18 protein-coding genes are annotated in these 20,011 nt (G+C 52.4%); 11 read left to right on the top strand and 7 right to left on the bottom strand.

Annotation, left to right across the window (positions count from 1 at the left end):
- Positions 1 to 88 precede the first annotated feature (88 nt).
- From HW115_RS16275 to menB, 4 genes are all read left to right on the top strand, one after another.
- Complete coding sequence (locus HW115_RS16275) at positions 89 to 784, top strand: rhomboid family intramembrane serine protease (RefSeq protein WP_178934008.1); 696 nt, start codon at positions 89 to 91, stop codon at positions 782 to 784.
- Positions 785 to 987: 203 nt separating this feature from the next.
- Positions 988 to 1,479, top strand: a complete 492-nt coding sequence (locus tag HW115_RS16270; protein ID WP_178934007.1) for a redoxin domain-containing protein — start codon at positions 988 to 990, stop codon at positions 1,477 to 1,479.
- A gap of 17 nt (positions 1,480 to 1,496) precedes the next feature.
- Positions 1,497 to 2,231 carry an alpha/beta fold hydrolase gene (locus HW115_RS16265; RefSeq protein WP_178934006.1) on the top strand — a complete coding sequence of 245 codons (735 nt, stop codon included), beginning with the start codon at positions 1,497 to 1,499 and terminating at the stop codon, positions 2,229 to 2,231.
- An 82-nt stretch (positions 2,232 to 2,313) separates the two neighbouring features.
- Positions 2,314 to 3,135 (top strand): 1,4-dihydroxy-2-naphthoyl-CoA synthase, encoded by an 822-nt coding sequence (gene menB / locus HW115_RS16260; RefSeq protein WP_178934005.1) that lies wholly within the window; start codon positions 2,314 to 2,316, stop codon positions 3,133 to 3,135.
- Between the two features lie 521 nt (positions 3,136 to 3,656).
- Here the strand turns inward: menB and HW115_RS16255 are convergent.
- Together HW115_RS16255 and HW115_RS16250 are read right to left on the bottom strand one after the other, a co-directional pair.
- On the bottom strand, positions 3,657 to 4,196 hold the full coding sequence (locus HW115_RS16255; protein WP_178934004.1) for a DUF1097 domain-containing protein: 540 nt from the start codon (positions 4,194 to 4,196) through the stop codon (positions 3,657 to 3,659).
- Positions 4,197 to 4,382: 186 nt separating this feature from the next.
- Positions 4,383 to 6,101: a hypothetical protein gene (locus tag HW115_RS16250; RefSeq protein WP_178934003.1), complete on the bottom strand. Its 1,719-nt coding sequence runs from the start codon at positions 6,099 to 6,101 to the stop codon at positions 4,383 to 4,385.
- Positions 6,102 to 6,306: 205 nt separating this feature from the next.
- Between HW115_RS16250 and thrS the strand changes: the two genes are divergently transcribed.
- The 5 genes from thrS (at position 6,307) to HW115_RS16225 (ending at position 12,404) form a co-directional block, all read left to right on the top strand.
- Entirely contained in the window at positions 6,307 to 8,190 is a 1,884-nt protein-coding gene (gene thrS / locus HW115_RS16245) for a threonine--tRNA ligase (protein ID WP_178934002.1), read from the top strand.
- Positions 8,191 to 8,432: 242 nt separating this feature from the next.
- Entirely contained in the window at positions 8,433 to 8,996 is a 564-nt protein-coding gene (infC, locus tag HW115_RS16240; protein ID WP_425498144.1) for a translation initiation factor IF-3, read from the top strand.
- 93 nt (positions 8,997 to 9,089) lie between these two features.
- Positions 9,090 to 9,752, top strand: coding sequence for an HAD family hydrolase (locus HW115_RS16235; RefSeq protein ID WP_178934001.1), 663 nt, complete (start codon positions 9,090 to 9,092; stop codon positions 9,750 to 9,752).
- Positions 9,753 to 9,840: 88 nt separating this feature from the next.
- Positions 9,841 to 11,082, top strand: coding sequence for an MFS transporter (locus HW115_RS16230; protein ID WP_178934000.1), 1,242 nt, complete (start codon positions 9,841 to 9,843; stop codon positions 11,080 to 11,082).
- 47 nt (positions 11,083 to 11,129) lie between these two features.
- Positions 11,130 to 12,404 (top strand): SHD1 domain-containing protein, encoded by a 1,275-nt coding sequence (locus HW115_RS16225; protein WP_178933999.1) that lies wholly within the window; start codon positions 11,130 to 11,132, stop codon positions 12,402 to 12,404.
- Here the strand turns inward: HW115_RS16225 and HW115_RS16220 are convergent.
- The 3 genes from HW115_RS16220 to HW115_RS16210 form a co-directional block, all read right to left on the bottom strand.
- The gene (locus tag HW115_RS16220) at positions 12,401 to 13,552 is read right to left on the bottom strand and encodes a HupE/UreJ family protein (protein ID WP_178933998.1); all 1,152 of its coding nucleotides are present in this window, start codon (positions 13,550 to 13,552) and stop codon (positions 12,401 to 12,403) included. The two genes, HW115_RS16225 and HW115_RS16220, sit on opposite strands and share 4 nt — an antisense overlap.
- A 97-nt stretch (positions 13,553 to 13,649) precedes the next feature.
- Positions 13,650 to 14,804: a PQQ-dependent sugar dehydrogenase gene (locus HW115_RS16215; RefSeq protein ID WP_178933997.1), complete on the bottom strand. Its 1,155-nt coding sequence runs from the start codon at positions 14,802 to 14,804 to the stop codon at positions 13,650 to 13,652.
- Between the two features lie 74 nt (positions 14,805 to 14,878).
- The gene (locus HW115_RS16210; protein ID WP_227021589.1) at positions 14,879 to 15,571 is read right to left on the bottom strand and encodes an RNA polymerase sigma factor; all 693 of its coding nucleotides are present in this window, start codon (positions 15,569 to 15,571) and stop codon (positions 14,879 to 14,881) included.
- A 150-nt stretch (positions 15,572 to 15,721) separates the two neighbouring features.
- Between HW115_RS16210 and HW115_RS16205 the strand changes: the two genes are divergently transcribed.
- Together HW115_RS16205 and HW115_RS16200 are read left to right on the top strand one after the other, a co-directional pair.
- Positions 15,722 to 16,507: a hypothetical protein gene (locus tag HW115_RS16205; RefSeq protein ID WP_178933996.1), complete on the top strand. Its 786-nt coding sequence runs from the start codon at positions 15,722 to 15,724 to the stop codon at positions 16,505 to 16,507.
- Between the two features lie 2 nt (positions 16,508 to 16,509).
- Complete coding sequence (locus HW115_RS16200; RefSeq protein WP_178933995.1) at positions 16,510 to 17,964, top strand: hypothetical protein; 1,455 nt, start codon at positions 16,510 to 16,512, stop codon at positions 17,962 to 17,964.
- A 25-nt stretch (positions 17,965 to 17,989) separates the two neighbouring features.
- Here HW115_RS16200 and HW115_RS16195 read toward each other — a convergent pair whose 3' ends face one another.
- Together HW115_RS16195 and HW115_RS16190 are read right to left on the bottom strand one after the other, a co-directional pair.
- Positions 17,990 to 18,391 (bottom strand): YcxB family protein, encoded by a 402-nt coding sequence (locus tag HW115_RS16195; RefSeq protein WP_178933994.1) that lies wholly within the window; start codon positions 18,389 to 18,391, stop codon positions 17,990 to 17,992.
- Between the two features lie 153 nt (positions 18,392 to 18,544).
- On the bottom strand, positions 18,545 to 19,939 hold the full coding sequence (locus tag HW115_RS16190) for an ROK family protein (protein WP_178933993.1): 1,395 nt from the start codon (positions 19,937 to 19,939) through the stop codon (positions 18,545 to 18,547).
- Positions 19,940 to 20,011 lie beyond the last annotated feature (72 nt).

The raw sequence follows: 20,011 nt of genomic DNA, 5'->3' as shown, positions 1-20,011 counted from the left end.
AATTCGGTAAGATTGCAAAATCACCTCCCGATTTTCAAAGCTGAAGTGCCTTCCCCGAGTGCAGTTGCATCGACCGGGGCTGGAGCCGTTGACTCTTTTGACGGTATCGTTGATTGCGGTTTATGCCTTGCTTGCCGTGGGCGGTGGTGTTGAGCGGTGGCCTGAGCCATTTGTGTGGTTTGGCTTGTCGTGGGACGGATTGTCCAAGGGGCGGGTGTGGCAGTTGTTGAGTTATGGTGTGCTGCATGGGAACTGGCTGCACCTTTGGGTGAATGTGTTGATGTTGTGGATGGTCGGTGGCCGGGTGATGCACATTCTGGGGTGGCGGAAGTGTATGGAGATTATCTTTTACGGTGTATTATTTGGAGGTGTTTTGCATGCCTTGACCGGGTTGGTTTTTGCCTGGACCGGACATGACGAACTTTATTTGGTCGGGATCTCCGGCGCCTGTTTCGCTCTGCTGCTGGCTTTGGTGTCCTTGTCTCCCGAGGTTCGAATGTGGCCGGTCCCTGTGAGTGGTAAACATTTGGGGATGGGTTTGATCCTGGCAGAGCTCGGTATGTGGTTGATGCATCCGGGGCTGGGTTTGCCCGGTTTGTCCCAGATGGGAGGGCTTGTCGCGGGGTGGGCCGGAGGCGGATTGTTTGAAATCAGTCACGCATGCCACTTCGGCGGATCGGTTGCGGGGTGGTGGTGTGTCAGACGTTTGTTGACGTCTCCTCCGACCTTGCAGCAGCTGCAGGACGAACGGGCACAACGCGAAGGCCCGCCGCCGCGTGGGTGAGATGTCAGAGAGTGTTCAAGATCATACTTGCCATGCTGCAATAACGTGGCTTAGTGTCCGGAGTTCTTACGACGGTCCATGGGAAATTCTCAGGCTTGAACGTGAGATACTGATCGGTCTAACGGATCTCCTGATGGGCTCCAAGATTGATTCAACCTGACTTAGATACTATCGATCAAACCACCATTAACCACCAAACTACCATGTCTATTCAAATTGGCGACCAAGCCCCTGATTTCTCCCTTGTCTCTCAAACTGCCGATGGCCCCCAAGTCATTGCCTTGTCCGATCTAACGGCTGATTCCCATGTGTTGCTTTTGTTTGTGCCGATGGCATTTACCGGTGGTTGCACTGCTGAATTTTGTTCGATTACCAAGAGCCTGGATGCTTACACCGCTTTGGATGCCAAGGTTGTTGGAATTTCCGGAGACAATCCCTTTGCTCAGGAAGCTTGGGCGAAAAAAGAGGGGATTGGCCTGACCTTACTCAGCGACTACGAACACGAAGTCTCCGAGGCCTATGGCGTGGCGTATGAAAGTTTCATTCCCGAGGCCAATTTGATTATGGGAGGTGTTTCCAAGCGTTCGGCTTTTGTCGTCGATAAGGGAGGAGTGGTTCGTTATGCCGAAGTGCTCGACAATCCACATGATATGCCTGACTTTGATGCGATTCAGGCTTGTTTGAAAGCGCTCTAATCTTTAGTGCTAGCCCCATGATATGGGCATTGCATGGAGCCGTTGGACGCCCGGCCGACTGGTTGGGTTTGTCCGACGCCTTACGCGCCCACGGGCTTCCCTTAAGAGGGGAAGTTCGGCGTCTGGACCTGTGGCGTTTTCTTGATTGCTGTCCGATGCCCTTGAGCCAGTTTGGTGACACTCTGGCTTCTGAGATTGCACGGGTTGATGATGAGCCGATTCTGATTGCCTATTCGATGGGTGGACGATTGGCGCTCCATGCCCTGATCGCCCGTCCCGAGCTCTGGAAGGCTGCCGTCATTATCTCGGCTCATCCCGGGCTGCAGGAGGAATCGGAGCGGGCTGTAAGGAGGGCTCAGGATGCGATCTGGTCGGCTCGGGCGTTGAAGGGGGACTGGCGGGAGTTTTTAGAGCAGTGGCAAGCTCAGTCGGTTCTGGCTGATGGTCCAGCGATGCCGGACCGGATGCAGCTCAAAGATCGGCGGACGTCGGTGGCTCGTTCCTTTGTTGACTGGTCACTGGGGGCTCAGCAGGACCTTCGACCACAATTGAGGGCGGTGAGCTGTCCGGTTCTGTGGTTAAGTGGTGCCAGGGATGAGAAATTCACTGCATTGGCTGAGGAGGTTGTCCCATTCTTCCAGAATGCGAGCCACCAGGTGCTTGAGGATTGCGGGCACCGGGTTCCCTGGGAAAAATCGGAAGCCTTTGCCGGTGTCTGTGTGCAATGGCTCGAAGCGCTTGCAGAGAAGTGACCCCGGGACATACCAGAGCCCGGCTGAGAATTTTGCTTTTTTAGCGGTTGCACGCTTCCATGGATGTATGGATGATTTCGGCATGTGGAAATCTGCCCAACCTGATGACTTTACCGATGTTCTTTACGAAAAGAGTGAAGACGGCCAAATTGCCAAAATCACAATCAACCGGCCGGAGGTGCGTAATGCATTCCGCCCTGAGACCACCCAAGAGTTGTTGAAATCGCTCGATCTCGCCCACGAAGACCCCGAAGTGGGTGTGATCATCCTGACGGGAGCGGGAGACAAGGCGTTTTGTTCCGGAGGGGATCAAAAAGTTCGTGGTCATGCCGGATACATTGGTGGTGACGGAGTGCCTCGGCTGAATATTCTGGATGTGCAACGCAAGATTCGCAACCTACCGAAACCCGTGGTCGCGATGGTCGCTGGTTATGCCATCGGAGGTGGACATGTCTTGCATGTGGTCTGCGATTTGTCGATTGCTGCCGACAATGCCATCTTTGGCCAGACCGGGCCGAAGGTCGGGTCCTTTGACGGAGGATTGGGCTCGAGTTACCTGTCACGGATCGTCGGACAGAAAAAGGCTCGTGAGATCTGGTACTTGTGTCGCCAATACAACGCGGAGCAGGCGCTTGAGATGGGGCTGGTGAATACCGTGGTGCCACTGGCCGAACTTGAAACCGAAACGGTGCAGTGGTGCCGTGAAATGCTTGAGCACTCGCCGATCGCTCTCCGCTGTCTGAAGGCTGCCCTCAATGCGGATTGCGACGGCCAGATGGGACTTCTTGATTTGGCTGGAAATGCCACCATGCTTTACTACATGAGCGAAGAGGGTAAGGAGGGTAAAAATGCCTTTGTCGAAAAACGTCAACCTGACTTCTCGAAGTTCCCGCGTGTGCCATAATACCACTCCGCAAAGCAGACGAGACGATTGATCGTTGTTGAGGTATTTGGAAAAGCACTGCGTGATCCATGAGCGTTCCGTATGAATGACTCCTTTGGCTTTGTTTCTCCTTATACCATTTGATCCGTTAAATTGGCTGAATGGCACTGAAGGTTTTCGATTTTAACTAGGCGCAAGGAAGGCGCATAGCGGGCTATGCAACCGACGCGCAACAACGGTAAAATCTAAAAGATTCAGTGCCTCCTTGCCGTTCAGCTTGCTGACTGACTCATCATCTTAAACTCAAACCATTCTGCCAATTTAACTGGGAGAATGGTTTGAGTCATGGTGCCCGCACCATTCCTTCGTCGTGCCTTACCAAAGAACTCATTCATCTCGGCTATCGTCCCGTCTGTTTACTACTTGGTATAAGGCTTTGAAGAAAGGATAAAAAAAGCCCCGTCCTGTGAGGGTGGGGCTGATGGTAGAAGCTAAAATTTGAAAGTAAAAAGCATGGGTTTGGAGCCCATGCTTTTTTGTATTTAGGCGGCCTCTCCTGAAGCGGCTTCTTGTTCACCTTCGGCATCGACCATGGCCCCATACTTGGTTCTCAGGGCGACAGTAACCACCCCGAAGATTTGCCCGACAACGCAGGAAATCAAGATGACGGGAATCGATTTGGAGTAGTCGCCTCCGAGCAAGTTGTTGGCCCCAAAGAAACAGGCAGCCCCGACAAACCAAGCCGGGATGAAATCGAGCCCCGGAACTTTTTCAAAGAGAATCACAAAAAAGGCGATAAAACCAACGGCAATCGGGAACCCCACAGAGGCATTGCCGGACGCTTCGGTTAGTTTGAGACCCAGTTCGATGATGGCAACCGAGGCGATGACTCCGGTGACCCAGCACGAGATCACTTTGACTCCTCCCTTGGGCGTGCATCCTGCAAGAAAGTAACAGGCCCAGGCTGCGAAGCCGACCCAGGCAAAAAAGTAGCCTCCGGATTGAAGGTCGAGGAGTTGCATCAACCCGGCAAGCAGGGCAATGATCAGGGCGTGTGGCGCGAATTTGAGGAAGTCTTTCATCGTTGGTTTGTCTTAGTGGTTCCAGCTTGTGAAAAATGAATCACAAGCATTGTTGGAATTTAGATTTCAACTATTGATCTATATGACAAACTAAAACGTGTGCTGGGGCAAGTAAGGTGTAGCGATGAGCAAGATATGCGGGGTGCGGGTCTGATTCTCGGACATCAATTGTGACCTATACCCAAATCATTCTACAGGCAGGGGCTTTAGTCGGTCGCGATAAAGTGAACCGTCCGGAGAGATGACATCGGCTTGAAGAACAAGAACGATGGTGCGTTTGCCGCTGTCAGGGTGTCCTAGTTCGACGATGGTGGGGACGCCGTCTGTCATGACAAAATTAGAATTCAGTTTGGTTGTGGTTTTGTTACTTCCTAATGGAGGTATTTCCAGATGCACTCGCATATTGAGGACTTGCTTATAATCACTGATGGTGGTTTCGATTTCGCAGCACGGTTTATATCTGAGTTCTTTCTGGGCTGCTTTGTTCGGTAGGGCTAGAGGCTTGCTGGTATACTCCCCGAAAATGGATTTTTCACCACTCCGGGTAACGGTTGCATATGATTTGAGCAACAGAGCGTTGTTATCTTTTATTTGATCAAGCTTCCAAATTGGATTTGTGTCAGGGTTATTTGAGATTTCGTAGAATGTGATTTTCATATTCACCATGACGATTTGAGGTAAAAGATCGTCTATGATGGTCATGATCTCGTGGCCTTGATAATCAGGGCTGTAAATGATGATTTTTTGCGTGCTTTTGTTGTAGTGTACCCATTGTTGAGCTTTGAAGCTATAGCCAATAGCACGGAGACATGGTGTGATATCGAAGACATGCTGGTCCGGCGGGTAAGCTTTGCCATTTTGTTGTTGTGTCCGAATTAGAGGTTGGGCTTTGACCTCTGTGTATTCATTGAGAAAATCGAGCAGCGATGAATTCGCATGATAGTGTCGTATGATATTTTTTTGTTCTGTTTCAGTTTTGTTAGTTGGGCGTTTTGCATAGATGCCCTCGATTTTGTCCATGCGTTTGAGAATTTTGATGCCTGCATCGGAGTGGGGAGGGGTGATATCCTGTTGATGAATGATGAGTAGGAAAGTTTCATTCTCATTTCCATAGGTGCCGCAATCAATGATGAAGGGTGTGTCAAGTTGTCCGGTGTAGGCTGTTTGTTGTTGAATGAAAATGTCAGTGTCTGGGATTTGGCATGTAAAATGGATTTGTCCGTCGTAATAAAGGTTGTTTTCTCCGATAGTGAGTTCGAAATCGAGGGAGCCTGAATGGCGGGGTGATTTGAGATGTAGTCTGCTTCTTTCGCCACTGATAGTGACTGCTCCCAAGTGCATGCGTGGAATGGGATTGAGCTCTTGCAGGTTCTTCCATGTTTTGATTGGGGGGGCATGGTTGGTCATCTTCAGTGAAACCAGATCTACGTGGGTGATAAAGGACTTGGGCATGCCCACGCACATGACCATGAAAATTTGGTCAATGATGTCGGCATTATGGGATGTGGAGCAAAAGTAGATTCGATGATCTGCATTCGGGCCTGTTGAGAGGAGTATCCACTCTGGATTTTTTATATATAATCCATATTGCGAGACTGCTTTTGAAAGGTCGCGGTAGCGGGCTTGTTGAGGAAGGCACAGTGGTATGCTGCTAGGATCGAGTAAGGGAGCAAACTCAGATAGTGTTTTTCTAGGCTTAAGCTTTGTTTCGGGCTCCTGTGCAGCAAAGGGGTCATCTTCTGAACTCTCTTCTTCATCTTTTTGAAGCATGTTCAGCAGGTTGAGTGGAGTCGAAATGTATCCGAATACATATTTTCCGGACTGAGGGGGTTTGTCTGCTTTTGCCGGTTCTTCTTCGGCGTGCAGCCACGGGCTGAAGAAAAGAGCAAAGATTAGAATGAGCATGCAGCGGGCATTCATGGTAAGTAGATGGCTAACATAAGCTTCACTTCGGAGAAAGAAGAAAGCTGATTTCAGCAGGATGGAAGAGCTGCTTCAGCAAATGGGAGAGCTTTGGGCGCTTCTCCCCGGCCAACTTCTGTGTTTTCCGTGTCTTCTGTGGTTAAAAAAGGTTGCAAATCCCTTCCGGTAGTGGCTTTTTCGCTGCAACATGTCCGAAGCAAAAAACGAACGTAAGACGCTGGAACAGCGTCATCAAATGAGTGATCTGGAGCGCCTGCGGCATTCTTGTGCCCACGTTCTGGCGACCGCCATTCTGCGGATTTGGCCGAATGCCCAGTTAGCGGGTGGTCCTCCGGTGGATAGCGGCTTCTATTACGATGTGGAGCTGGATCATGCGATTTCAACGACGGACTTTGAGCGGATTGAGGCTGAAATGAAGAAGGTGGTGAAGGCCAATGAAACCTTTGAGAAGGTGGTGGTCAGCCGTGAGGAAGCTTTGGCACTCGCTGAGAGCGGTCGCTTGGGTGGGTTGTCCGAGCGCGATGCGGTGAGCCAATTCAAGGTGGATCTTCTGAATGACATTCCGGAAGGGGAGGAAATTTCGATTTATAAAAATGGAGAGTTCTGGGACCTCTGTGCCGGACCACACGTGGGCCGGACCGGCAATTGCAAAGCGTTTAAGGTGATGAGTGTGGCGTCTGCCTTTTACAAAGGCGACAACACCCGACCTCAGTTGCAACGGGTCTACGGGACCTGCTTTAAAAATAAAACCATGCTCAACGAGCATTTGGAAAAACTTGAAGAGGCCAAAAAGCGAGACCACCGCCGCCTCGGTAAGGAATTGGGGATTTTTCATATCGATGAAGCGGTTGGTCAGGGCTTGATCCTCTGGAAACCCAAAGGCGGCCTGATCCGCCGTGCCCTCCAGGATTTTATTACCGGTGAGTTGGACAAACAGGGATACTCCCAGGTGTTTACTCCGCACATCGGGAAGCTGGATTTGTATCGGACGAGCGGACACTTCCCATATTATCAGGAGAGCCAGTTTGCAGCGATTCCTGAGAGGGATGCGCTCGAAAAGCTATCGGATGAGGGCGCCACCTGCGCGACGCTGACCAATGGCCTGAATACAGGGACTATCGAGGGATACATGTTGCGTCCGATGAACTGTCCGCATCATATCAAAGTTTATGCCAGTGAGCACCACAGCTACCGTGACCTTCCGGTTCGCCTTGCTGAGTTTGGTACGGTTTACCGCTGGGAGCAGTCCGGTGAGCTGGGCGGCATGACCCGTGTGCGTGGTTTTACCCAGGATGACGCCCACCTTTTTTGCACGCCTGATCAGGTGGCGGAAGAAGTCCAGAAGTGTCTTGGCCTGGTGAAAACCGTGCTGCAGACGCTCGGAATGGAGGATTACAGTGTGCGCCTTTCGTTGCGCGACCCTGACAGCACCAAGTATGTGGGGGACCCCGAAAATTGGGACAAAGCGGAAGATGCTTTGCGGCAGGCCGTGCAGACCTTGGGGGTCGATTACATTGAGGAAGAAGGGGAGGCTGCATTCTACGGGCCGAAGATCGACTTTGTCGTCAAGGATGTGATTGGTCGCGACTGGCAGCTTGGAACGGTGCAAGTCGACTACAACTTGCCTGAGCGTTTTGATCTGACGTATATCGGGTCGGACAACAAGCCGCATCGTCCGGTGATGATTCACCGCGCGCCGTTTGGTTCCTTGGAGCGCTTTACTGGTTTGCTGATTGAGCATTTTGAAGGGAAATTCCCGACTTGGCTCTCACCAGAGCAGGTGCGGGTGCTTCCGATCTCGGAAAAATTCAACGAGGCGGCGGATGTCGCCGTGAAGAAGTTGGCGGATGCCGGAGTCCGGGTCTCAGCCGATCGGAATGCCGATAAGGTGGGGGCGAAAATTCGTCTTGCCAGATTGGACAGGGTGCCTTACATGTTGGTTATCGGAGCACGCGAGGCCGAGAGTGGCAGCGTCTCTGTGCGTCACCGGGATCGAGATGATCTTGGTGCGATGTCGATCGATGAATTTGTTCAAACCATCCAACAGGAAATTGCCAGCCGGGCATTGTGAGCCGGCTGTCGATGTTTGTGTCCTGTGATTGCCCCCCGCTGATGTGCATGGAAAGCTTGATGGTAACAAAATCGACACCCTTTCAGAATCGACACGATTCTAAAAATTGCGTGCCTATTGGCCGATATTTCATTTCCCACAACTAACCAACAAAGGAGAACACCATAGCTAAACCGAAAAAGAAACCGTACCGTGGTCGTCGTGACCAGACCCGTGTCAATGAGCGAATCCGTGCCCCGAAAGTGCGCGTTGTTTATGAAGACCAGCAGCTAGGCGTGATGAGTTCACGTGAAGCGGTTGAAAAGGCGAAGGGCGTAGGATTGGATTTGGTAGAAGTAGCACCAAATGCCAAACCTCCGGTTTGCCGGGTTTGTGATTACGGGAAATACAAGTATGAGCAGTCGAAGCTGAAGAAAAACAAGGCCAAGGCAACGGTGAAAATCAAGGAGATCAAGCTCCGGGTTGGAACCGATACTCACGATTACAATATCAAGCTTGCCCGTTGTGAGCAGTTTCTCGAGCAGGGGAACAAGGTGCGTGTGCGCCTGCAGTTCCGCGGCCGTGAGAATGCTCACCGGGAGATCGGCTTTGAGGTGCTCACCAAGGTGGCTGAGGATCTCAAGCAGATTGCAAACGTTGACCTGCCAGCCCGACTGGCCGGACGCGCGGTGACCATGCTCTTGTCTCCTCTTCCGAAGGAGCAGCAGGTTCGTCATTTTCTGCTCAGTCACGGAAATCTGGTTGATCCTAATGACCAGGGTGATGAGCATCTGGATGACGATGATTTCGATGAGGGTGAAGAGTAAACATCCTCTTTACGGATAACTTGAGAAACCGGAATCCGGATCTATTTCCGAGGTTCCGGTTTTTGTTTTTACCGATCACGAGAAAGAGAATCCATGTCGCGTCTATTGTTATTTGATATTGATTGCACACTGATTGATACCGGTGGTGCTGGGATGGCAGCCCTGAAACAGGCGGCTTGTGAACTCTTCGGTGCTGATGGTCCGGAGTTGGATTTGGCTGGCAGTACGGATGCCGGGATCGTGATGGGGATGTTGGATCACTTTTCCCGCGACCTCGCACACGAGACGTTTTACGAGGTGTATTTGAATTACTTGTCGCCCAACCTCGCTCAATTCACGGGTAGCGTGCTTCCCGGTGTGGTTCCCTTGTTGGATTCACTGGTCCGGGAGGATGTGGCCGTCGGCTTGTTGACGGGAAATATTGCCGAGGGAGCTTGGGAAAAGCTGCGCCATTACGGCTTGCATGATTATTTTGCCTTCGGCGCATTTGGTGACGACCACCATGATCGCAACCGCTTGGGGCCTGTGGCTCTCGAACGGGCGTCGGCTCATTACGGTAACGAATTTTCAGCTGAAAAAACAGTGGTGATTGGAGATACACCGAAGGATATTGCTTGTGGTAAAGCGATCGGAGCGGTGACGCTGGCCGTGGCCACGGGTGGTTTTAGCTCTGAGCAATTGGAGCTCTATCAGCCGGATCATTTGTTTGAAGATCTTCAGAGCGACCAGGTGCTGGACGTTTTGTTATCGGTTTGATTCCGGGGGGCGGTTGTGCTGCTGTGGACTTTCGTATTTACCTGCGGGGGATAGTCGGTAGCTTGTGTTTGTGCTGGGTGGTTTACAGATGAAGTTTGGGCGTGGTGGGTTTTGGTGGATTTCGGTCGCCTTTTTCCTGCTTTTTGTCGCGCCTGGTTTATGGACGCCGGCGCTGCCCAATATTTTGTCCACCCGGGGCTTGGAATGGGTGATTCCATACGCGTTTGCCGCCGGGCCGCTGGCCTCATTGTTTTCCCCTTTGATTTTCGGTTCGCTGGCCGACTATCGGTTTTCGGCTCAAAAGTTGATGGGGACACTCTCCTTGGCTGGGGCGGTCTTCCTCGGCTTGGCCTTCGCTTCGATTGAGTGGGGGTGGGGACCTTGGGCCTACCTTGGATTTCAATGGCTCAATGCCTTGATTGCCGCTCCGATGATGGCCCTGCTCTCGACCGTCGCTCTGACGCATCTGGATGAGCCGGAGAAACGCTTCCCCTTGTATCGGTTGTGGGGAACCTTTGGTTGGATTGCTGCGGGTTTAGTGGTCAGTTTTCTGGCCTGGGATAGTTCGCCGATGGCTGGCATGGCTGCGATGGGTGCCAGAATTTTATTGGGCTTGGCCTGTTTTATGATGCCGGATACCCCACCACAAGGGACGCCGGGGCAGCAGCTTAGCTGGAGGCGTTACTTTGGCATGGATGCTATCCATTTATTTAAGGAGCCATCGATGCGGGTGTTTTTGATAACAACGGTTCTGCTCTCGATCCCATTGGCTGCATTTTACATGTATACGCCGATTTTGCTGCGTGATCTGGGGGACGGGCACCCGGCGGCATCGATGACACTTGGGCAGGTGACTGAAGTGGTGGCTTTGTTGTTACTCGGGGGCTTTCTTGCGCGAGGCAGGGTGAAGTGGGTTTTGGTTGCTGCCTTGGCCTTTGCATTGTTGCGTTACTTGTTGTTTGCCTTTGCAGGATGGTCCGGCAGTTTGTGGTGGGTCTGGCTGGGCATCGCGATGCATGGCCCTTGCTACACGTTTTATTATGTTACCGGGCAGATGCTGGTGAATCGACGGGTCGAACCGGGGATGCGGAATCAGGCCCAAGCTTTGTTGGGCACCTTGTCCAGCGGTATGGGAGCCTGCAGTGGCAGTTTGTTGTGTGGTTGGTATTATGGAGCCTGTATCGGCATGCCCGGAGGGTGGTCGTTTTTCTGGTTGGGTCTTTCGATGGTTGTTTTGGCTTGTGTGCTGTTTTTCTTATCAGGATACCGCAGCCAACGGTCGGGATCGGGCAGTGAACCGGGAGCTGTGCATGGAAAAAGTGGCAAATGATTGAACTATTCCTCCTTTTGAGACGTTATACCAATAGACATACTGAAATGATGAAAAACAAACGAATTGTATGCTGTGGCGCAGCCTGGCTGGTAGCATGTGCGATCCCGGCGATGGGACGGACGTTCACCGATGTTCAGGGGCGAAAAATTGAAGCCAACATTGTCCAGGTGATGGAAGGTAAGGTGGAGTTGAAACTCCAAAAAAATGGGAAAACCTACCAAGTGCCGTTTGAAAAACTTTCGAAGGAAGATGTCGATTACATCAAAGAGTGGCAGGAGAAAAAGCAGGAGGAGGCAGAAGAAAAACCCAAGGAAAATGAATCTTCGGGGGATACGAAGCGTGTTTCACGCGGTGGGTTTTCAGCGGCTGCTTTAAAAAAACAGTATGGCTTGAAGGACAACTTTGATGCGGAGTGGCCTGACCGGATTGATTCCGGGTTTGATGTCGAGATTGCCATTGTGAAGGAGGATGATACGAATAATGAGTATGTCTATCACAGCCCGAATTATGAGTTCGTATCAGATGTCAGGCTGAATAAGAGTGTGGTGAAAAAATTTGCCGCCATGTTTGAGGCGACGCGTGAATATTGTAGGGAATTGCCGATTGCTTCGATGAAAGCGCACATTCCAGGTGCGCAGTTTCGCCACAAAATTCTGCTGTTTGAGACAAGGGATAGCTACATTTCGAATGGTGGTCCTCCATCATCGGCCGGGGTCTTTATGTCCCGTGGAGGAAAGGGAGTGGTGATGGCTCCCTTGGAAGGATTGGGGGTTAAAAAGGTGGGTAGTGGTTATATGTATGACCACAAGGGAAGTAATAAAACCCTGCCTCATGAATTGGCTCACCAACTTACGGATAATGCCTATTTTGAATCCGGGGCCCGCGGATGGTTTTCCGAAGGCCTGGCCGAGTATGTGGCTGTTACACCATACCGTTCCGGTAAATTTATGGTGAAAACCAATTTGAGCGCCATCAAAGACTACGTGATGGAATACGGTAAGGGTGGGGTAGGAGGTCGTAATCTGGGGGATGAAATTGCCCTTCCTCCATTGAAGCGTTATATGTTGCAGCCGTATTCGAGTTTTACTGCCAACGGAAACCTGAATTACGGGGTCGGCTTATTGCTTACCTATTATTATTTCCATTGGGATGGCAATAAGGACCGAGCGAACATCAATGCTTTTCTCAAAGCCTTGAAAGAGGGCAAAAGTGGAGAGGATGCTTTGAATGTGCTTTTGGCCGGCAGGTCCTGGGAAGAAATGCAGGATGCGATCAGTAAGGCCTGGCGTTCCAGAGGAATAAAAATCACCTTCCGTTAGAACGGGTGGCTGGACCAAAGTCGGTCAACAAACCAGAACAGAGCGATTAGGCTGATGCCGGCGGACGCGATGGCTCTGAATCGGGGGTAGATCTTCGAGGTGTGCCAGGAGGTCGTTAGGATCCATGCTATCAGTAGCAGGGTGACTTGGGCAAGTTCGACGCCGATGTTGGCTAATACCAGGGAGCGAATGCCGTTTTCGCCGGAGGGGTTGAGCAAGGTGCCAAGGCTCCCTGCAAATCCTAATCCGTGGATGAGTCCAAAGAGAAACACGGTAACGAGTCGTCTCTTGCTTTGTTGATCCGTGAACAGGTTTTCTATCGCGACGGCCGCAATACTGAGTGCTATCAGCGGTTCGATTAGCCAGGCTCCCGGCCATTGTTGAATGGCCATTGCGTGGCTGCTGGCCAGTCCGAGCGTGATGCAGTGGGCGATGGTGAAACACAGGGATTGGGCGAGTAGCGCTTGCCAGCGGCGAGCCATGAGGAAAAGCGCAAGAATGAACAGGGCGTGATCCCATCCATCGGGCAGGACGTGTTGGTAGCCGAGACGGATCCAATCGAGATTGCCCGTGTGTTGGGGGATGTGCTCGTTGCCGCTTGGGTCAAGCGTGAACAGTTCGACCGATTCTCCCGGTTTGAGGATCCGGTATTGGCGCTTGCTTTGGGGGCCACTGGCGATGATGAAGTTGGGCCGATCTCCCTGTGCAATCGTGAGTTTGAGCGCTTGACCTTGCTGGATTTCAATGTTGCCGCGGAGGCTGATGTTGAAATAAGCACCTCCGTTCAGCATGGTTGGGAAGCTGGGTGGTCGGTTTGCAAAGTCGGGAAAGCTGACGGTGAAATCGGCGGTTTGATCTCCATAGCTGAAGAGCATGGACTCGCGCAGGTAGGTTTCGGCTTCAGTGCGTAGCGCCTGATGCTCTTTCTCGCTTAGTCCTGTTAGCCACGAGCGAGGAGGTTGCGGTGATGAGGCGTCGTCGCGGAATTTCGGCAGTGCGTATCCGGCGTCGAATGCGCTTGTGACCTCCCATTGGGGGCCTGCTTTTTCTAAAATGAAAAAGAGCTGTTCTACGACGTGCCCCCGGCATGTGAAGACTGACGAAAGCAGGGTGATCAGGCAGCAGAGGGAGCGGAGGGATGGGGGCATGTTGAATCTAGGGCGTGATGCAAAAGAGAAAGGCCTAAAAGAGAAAGACCTCAAGGGAGCTGTGGATATGGTTTAGCCATTACGCCCTGAAAAAGCATTATTGCTCGACCACCTGATAGATACTTCCTTTGTAGGAAATAATCAGGAGGTTGCCTTCCGGGTCTTCTCCAAAGGAAGAAATCGATTTGATGGACTTTCCTTTGTATTTGAAGGTATCGGTCCAGTCTTCAAAGTTGTGCATCTTGCCATTTTTTATTTCGAACGACCAGATTCTCGGGTTGGCGTAGTCTGCGAAGAAGTACTTCCCTTGAAGTGATTGGATGGGGCCGCGGTAGACGTAGCCGCCAGTGACCGAGACTCCTTGATCGGGGCCGCTGCCGTGGCGGTAGACGTAGACCGGGTCGATGGCAGCTCTGGGTTTGTCTCCGCCCACTTTTTTCTTGGGGGTGGCGATCATGCCTTCTCTTAGTCTCCAGCCGTAGTTTGCTCCTTTGCCTTTGCCTGCGGGGACATAGTTGATTTCTTCCCATGCGTTTTGGCCGACATCTGCGATGTAAAAATCCTTGGTTTTGCGGTCCCATGAACAGCGCCAGGGATTGCGGAGTCCGTAGGCGTAGATTTCGGCTTTGGCCTTTGAATTGTTTTTAAACGGATTGTCCTTGGGAATGCGGTAGCCTTTTTCTGGGGACACGTCGATGCGAAGAAGTTTTCCAAGGTGGGAACTGAGGTCCTGAGCCCGGTCTTTGGGGTCGTTGGCTGACCCTCCGTCTCCGTTGCCGATGTAAAGATAGCCGTCCGGCCCGATGCCGATCCATCCACCGTTGTGGTTGCGGTAGTCTTGTTTGTAGGTGAGCAGGACTTCAGCGGATTCTGGTTTGCATTGACGTTTGTCTTTGCCGTGAGCGGTGAAGCGAATGATTTCGGTGAAGCCTTTCGGGTTGGTCAGATTGACGTAGAATCTTCCGGATTTAAGGTAATCTTTTTCAAAGGCGAGTCCGAGCAGCCCTTCTTCGTTGCCCTTGGAACCGACTCGCGAAACGATGTCGAGAAACAGCTGCTTCTTTCCCGATTTTCGGTCGAGAATCTGGATGGTTCCCTTTTTTTCGACAATCCACAGCAACTGGGACGTTCCTTCAGGGGCGCTGGCCCATACGGGGAGTTTTAATTCATCCGTGACCAGCGTGGTGGTGACGCCGGCATGCAGGTAAAATGCGGAGGCTATCCACATCAGGGTGAGTCGGAGGTAATGCATAAGATGCATCCTAGGCCGTGCCGAGCATCGCTGGAAAGGCAGAAATACGCCATCTTCACCCGCGCTGGGAGCCTCTACTGATTGAGGTATTGTTGCAGGGTTTCCCTCAGGGTGGTTCTGGCCCGGAAGAGTTGGCTTTTGACCGCTGAGATTGAAAGCCCGAGGACCTCGGAGATTTCGTCGTATGGCATCCCTTCGTAACGGCGGAGAATGACAGCCATCCGTTGCTTTTCGGGTAGCGAGGCAATTGCTTGGTCAACAGCGTGTTGGAGTTCTGCGTGCAGAACGTCTTGATCCGGCCTCGCTTGTTGGGGGTCAGGTGTCTGGAGGTGAAAATCATCCTCCCGCTCGTCCATCGAGTATTCTTTTTTGCGGCTGCGTCTCCGGCTTTCATTGAAGACGAGGTTGCGTGCGATGGTGAAGAGGAAGGTCGTAAATTTGGCGGTAGGCTTGTAGCGGGGGGCGCTCTTCCAGATTCGGATGAATACTTGTTGGGCAATGTCTTCGGCGTCAGACGGGTTGCCCAGCATTTTTGCCACGGTTCCGATCACCGCATGTTGGTGGCGCTCAATCAGCTGCTCAAAGGCTGCTTCGTCCTGTTTGGCGACACGCTGCATCAGCTCGACGTCCGTGTCATCCTCACTGAGGTGGCTGGCGGAAGGGCTGACATCGTCCGTGGAGGCTGGACTGCTGGCGCGGGGGTCGGGCATAGGTGTTGCTTCGATGGCAGCCTGCGGGAGCTTGATGGTGGCGGATGCGCTGGTCATGGTTATGACTCGTTCAACCCCGGAGACTGGCAAAGGTTGCTCATATTTTCCATTCTCTTGCCTCTCTGGCAAGGTGATTTGTTGATTTGCTTGCCTTCGAGAATCTGTGCTTTCCATGCGAATCGGAATTTGTTACCCCTCGTCGCGATTATGGCAGACCAAAAACAGAGCGACAGACCCAAGAAAGCAGAGGCTCAGTCCCCAGCGAAGGTCAGAAAGGGAGGTTTCTTCAAGCGATTGTTGTTATTGGGATTGTTTCTGGTGATGGCTTACCTTGGGTTTCACGTCTATTTTATCTGGCAGCCGGTGGGCAAACCTGAAAAATTCAACCAGCAAGTGATGGATTTGGAGCTTTCCGGAGTGAAGGTCTTTCCTGCCATCAAAAGTTATGATGTGGATGAAATTGATGGTCGTCGCGAACTTTTAAACGGAACGCGCTTGCCGGTGTCACCCTTGCCGCAGCGATTGAAGACGGCGATTGAGCGCAATGAGCCGGTGAGTTTTCACGAGCGGGAGGTGAACGCCTGGCTGAGAAAGCGGCTGCAAGTGAAGCAGGGCGGGCTGTTGGAAAAGGAGTTGTCGGTGGTTGGAACCTGGGTGAATTTCAAGCCTGGCGAGATTGAGTTTGCGATTGAAAGGGAGCTTCCGAAGGGAATTCGCCATGTGACATCGATATTCATGCGCTTCGAACCCATCGACAATGGCTTCAGTATTCATCGGCATGCTTCCCAAGTGGGCCAAGTGAAGTTGCCTGGCGGATTTGCGCGTCTTGTGATGCCGGCATTCAGTGCGATGGCCGAAGAACTGGCTGAAGAGCTTAAGCTTTACCGCGATGAGTCCAAGGGGGCTGAGAAAGCGCTTCAAATTCATGATGTGGTCGTCGAACACGGGCGGATCACTCTGGACCCCCGATTGAGTAATCAGCCCGCGAGGTAGTGATGAGTTGTTCTTTGTTTCCCGTAAAAACAAAGCTTGCCGTTCTGGCTGGCTGGTTTTTTTTTCTAGGTGCGGGATGGTTGGATGCGCAGCTTGACGCGGAGGATGGTCTCGACAGGCAACCGCCGGCTGCGGTTCCCGTGGAAGAAGAAAGCAAGGTTCCAGAAGAGGCTGGCGATGGGATCGAGCAGGTGACTACCTTTGAAGGTTTCACCGTGGTCGGGAGTCATCAGCGTGTTCGAGGTGGTATTGCATCTCTGGCTGGCAAGTTAGGAGGTGAATTGGCGGAAATGACCGGAAACAAAGGCCGCCAGCTGAAGCTTCCCATCATTATTTATCTCTACGGCCAAGAGGGGGACCGGGAGCAGAAACGCAGCTTGGTTCGCGAGATTGAACAAATCCAGGGAAAGACGTTTTTAAAACTGCATCTTCATTTAGCCAAGGGGGTGGACCATCAGCGGCTTCGATATCACGTGATGGAGTTGCTTTTATACGAGCGAGGCTTGTGCGATGGACAGCGGGTTGCTGAAGGCGAGGATGTCTTGGTGCGGCCATGGTTGGTGGTCGGGATGTTGGAGGCCTTGGACCTCAAATACGGCAGGGCGAACCGGAAGATTTATCAGGCGGGGGTTCCTTATTTTGAGATTCTCCCCTTACAGCAGGTGTTTGAGTCGACCGAAACCGAGTGGAAGGCATTAGACGGGCGACGCCCCTTGGCATTCCGTGCCATTTCAGGGGCGATGGTCAGTGCCTTGTTCCGTCAACCGGATGGTCGGCGGGGAATGGAAGGTTACCTTTCTGATGTGGCGACCTTCAAGGGGGAAGAGGAAAACCTGATGCGAAAACACTTTCCGAGCATGAACAAATCAAAGAACAGCTTGGAAAAATGGGTGGATTTGGAAATGGCGGAACTCGGGACCGCTACGGTGTCGCAGATCTATTCCCTGCTGGAAACCGAGAAACGATTGGAGAGTATACTCAAGCTGCGTTACCGCGATGAAAATGAAGCGTCGGTGACGCTTGGGATGGATGGATACCGTGAAATTTTATCCTTGGAGCCTGAAGACCGGAGAGCGGCTGTGGCAGGCGCCAGTGCGGAGTTGGAACGCATCAGTTACCGTTGTTTTCCCAATTACCGACCGTTGATTGCCGAGTATGAAATCATTCTGCGGGAAATTGTCCTGGGCAAGGACAAGGATATTCAGATGCGCCTAAACAAGCTGGCCGATGTTCGAATGAAGTATCAGGAAGCGGGAACCAGGGTGCGTGATTATCTGGATTGGTATTATATTACTCAGGCCGACGAGGTCAGCGGTAGCTTCAAGCAATACATCGATTTGAGCCGGGCGTTGAAGCGTGAGTCGATCAAGCCCAGGGAGTCGGATTCGATTCAGGAGTATCTGGATGGGATCCAGGCGCTTTATGTCGGTTCTCGGCCAGGAACCGGGATGAAATAATGGCCCGTCTGCCGGGTACGTTTGTTTATTGAGCCATTTGGCTCAGCCATGTTCCAGCCTGGTGATAGTCGGTAGTGGAATCAAAGGCAGAGTGGGGCAGCCAAGTGTAAGATGTTTTACTATGGTAGATCAGGATGCCCTGTGTGGTCGGTACGCACTCGACGATTTGGTGGGAGTCGAGACGGGCGGATTTACTTTCTCCGTCGATGTGTAAAGCCTCGGGGGTGATTGTGTAACAGACTTCCTGGCCGTAGCCCGGGAGTTTGTGCAATGAGCGGACCTGCATCATGTTCCAGATGATGGGGCGCAGCATCACCAGGGTGCCGACCAGCATTAGAAGCATGGGCCATGGTGTCCAGCCTTCGCTGAAAATGAGCCAGATGGCCAATGGAAAAACTCCGATGCCGATGGCGCTCCGGAGCCACATCCAATATCGATAGCGGTGCCAGCGATGTAAACGAAAGGCCCCATGGTGGGACCTTTCGTCAAAGATGATTCGGGCTTTGATGGGGGGGGGCATCTGCCGGAAGAGAGGGGCGGGGAGGCGCACAGGCGGCCTCCTCCTTCCCTCGGTTTGAGTTTAAGCAAGTGCCGGCAGGGATGCTGCGGCAACCGCCTGGCCGTGACGCTTCATTTTTTCGTCCGGCTGGGTGATGGTGATTTGCTCAGCGAGCTCAGGGAACTCGGCCTCGAGCACCTCCTTGGCTGCATCGATCATGATTTGGCCTCCGGGTCCGGAAGTGGCGCGGCCCATGATGATCAGGGTGCCAATTTCGTAGAAGTCCGCATAGTGGGCGATGGCGTAACCGAAGCATGTTCCAATCGTTTGGTAGATCTTGGCAGCATTTTCGTCACCTTCGGCCATGGCCTCCTGCACTTTGATCAGTTGCTCGGGGAAGGGCATGTCGCCGAAGTCAAATCCAGCGGCTGGTGCGAGGCGGGCAACCCCTTGCTGGCAGAAGAACTGGACGCCGCATCCTTCGTCGCCGGACCACTCATCAACCGGCCCGTTTTCGCGGTAATCCACCGGAGCAAAGGCGAGTTCGTTGATCTGGGTGGTGACATTGCCTTGAGGATCGACATAACCCACGGCTTCGGAGGTTCCCATGGCGACTCCGAGCACGGAGTTGGTGTCGAGCGAAATGGATCCCGCCAATGCGGTGACCTCACCGTCGTTGATGACGTCGAAGGGGATACCTGGGTATTCTTTTTCAGAGATATTTTTGAAGATTGGGCGAACGACGGTATCAAATACCTCCGGGTCCTTGATTCCTCGGAAAAGCGAAGCGATACGGACTTCGTTGTTGATGTAAACACCAGCGGAAGATCCTCCGATGGCATCGACGCGTGGCAGATGCTCGGCAGCCAGCTTCAAGGAGTGAATAATTCCGTCGTATTGGTAGCTTGGGTCCTCCTTGAAATAAGGGTCCCATGGGACTTCCTCGGAGAAGACCACCTTGCCATCGATGACCGCAGCGCATTTGCGGTCCGATCCCCCAAGGTCGAAGCCGATCCGGCATCCTTCCAAGTGGCGGCCGAGTGGTGCTACCGGGCTGTTTTCTGCTGGAATGGCATCGGCGGTGGTGGCTGTCACGTTGATGTATTCGCCAAACATCCCTTTACCGACGATGTCCCAATCGAATTTACGGGAGCCGTTTTCTGAATACATCTCGGCCAGTGCTGCTGCAACAGCATCGTTGCCGGCAATAAAAATCTGGCTTCCACCCTGTCCCCAGAGCATGAATTTGATCAGGCGCTCAACGTATTTGATGTTGTCGGCCATGTTTTCACCTTCATGGGAGAGAATGCGAACGGAACGGCGGAAGACGGTGCCGTCGGTGCGGCCAAGGGCTACCTCAACATCGTGAGCTCCCGGGTCTTCAGCAACCTTGGCTTCAAAGGCACGGTTCCAAAGGACGGCAGGGACAAATTCCGGGTCAAGAACGGGTGTGATTTTCGCGTGTGTGGTAATCATAAGTCGTAGGCTTTTTTCGCCAGCCACATTCAAAAGGATGTGAAGTCAGCTGAAAAGAAGAAATATGTGGAT

The sequence above is a fragment of the Oceaniferula marina genome, from assembly GCF_013391475.1.
Taxonomy (GTDB): domain Bacteria; phylum Verrucomicrobiota; class Verrucomicrobiia; order Verrucomicrobiales; family Akkermansiaceae; genus Oceaniferula; species Oceaniferula marina.
Note: the sequence above shows the minus strand (reverse complement) of the source record. Positions and strands in the feature narration are given on the sequence as shown.

Bases quoted from the DNA above. Each gene is read 5' to 3' on its own strand.
- HW115_RS16270 (WP_178934007.1), top strand. From the start codon at position 988: ATGTCTATTCAAATTGGCGACCAAGCCCCTGATTTCTCCCTTGTCTCT.
- HW115_RS16265 (WP_178934006.1), top strand. From the start codon at position 1,497: ATGATATGGGCATTGCATGGAGCCGTTGGACGCCCGGCCGACTGGTTG.
- menB (WP_178934005.1), top strand. From the start codon at position 2,314: ATGTGGAAATCTGCCCAACCTGATGACTTTACCGATGTTCTTTACGAA.
- HW115_RS16255 (WP_178934004.1), bottom strand. From the start codon at position 4,196: ATGAAAGACTTCCTCAAATTCGCGCCACACGCCCTGATCATTGCCCTG.
- HW115_RS16250 (WP_178934003.1), bottom strand. From the start codon at position 6,101: ATGCTCATTCTAATCTTTGCTCTTTTCTTCAGCCCGTGGCTGCACGCC.
- thrS (WP_178934002.1), top strand. From the start codon at position 6,307: ATGTCCGAAGCAAAAAACGAACGTAAGACGCTGGAACAGCGTCATCAA.
- HW115_RS16235 (WP_178934001.1), top strand. From the start codon at position 9,090: ATGTCGCGTCTATTGTTATTTGATATTGATTGCACACTGATTGATACC.
- HW115_RS16230 (WP_178934000.1), top strand. From the start codon at position 9,841: ATGAAGTTTGGGCGTGGTGGGTTTTGGTGGATTTCGGTCGCCTTTTTC.
- HW115_RS16225 (WP_178933999.1), top strand. From the start codon at position 11,130: ATGATGAAAAACAAACGAATTGTATGCTGTGGCGCAGCCTGGCTGGTA.
- HW115_RS16220 (WP_178933998.1), bottom strand. From the start codon at position 13,552: ATGCCCCCATCCCTCCGCTCCCTCTGCTGCCTGATCACCCTGCTTTCG.
- HW115_RS16215 (WP_178933997.1), bottom strand. From the start codon at position 14,804: ATGCATTACCTCCGACTCACCCTGATGTGGATAGCCTCCGCATTTTAC.
- HW115_RS16210 (WP_227021589.1), bottom strand. From the start codon at position 15,571: ATGACCAGCGCATCCGCCACCATCAAGCTCCCGCAGGCTGCCATCGAA.
- HW115_RS16205 (WP_178933996.1), top strand. From the start codon at position 15,722: ATGGCAGACCAAAAACAGAGCGACAGACCCAAGAAAGCAGAGGCTCAG.
- HW115_RS16200 (WP_178933995.1), top strand. From the start codon at position 16,510: ATGAGTTGTTCTTTGTTTCCCGTAAAAACAAAGCTTGCCGTTCTGGCT.
- HW115_RS16195 (WP_178933994.1), bottom strand. From the start codon at position 18,391: ATGTGGCTCCGGAGCGCCATCGGCATCGGAGTTTTTCCATTGGCCATC.
- HW115_RS16190 (WP_178933993.1), bottom strand. From the start codon at position 19,939: ATGATTACCACACACGCGAAAATCACACCCGTTCTTGACCCGGAATTT.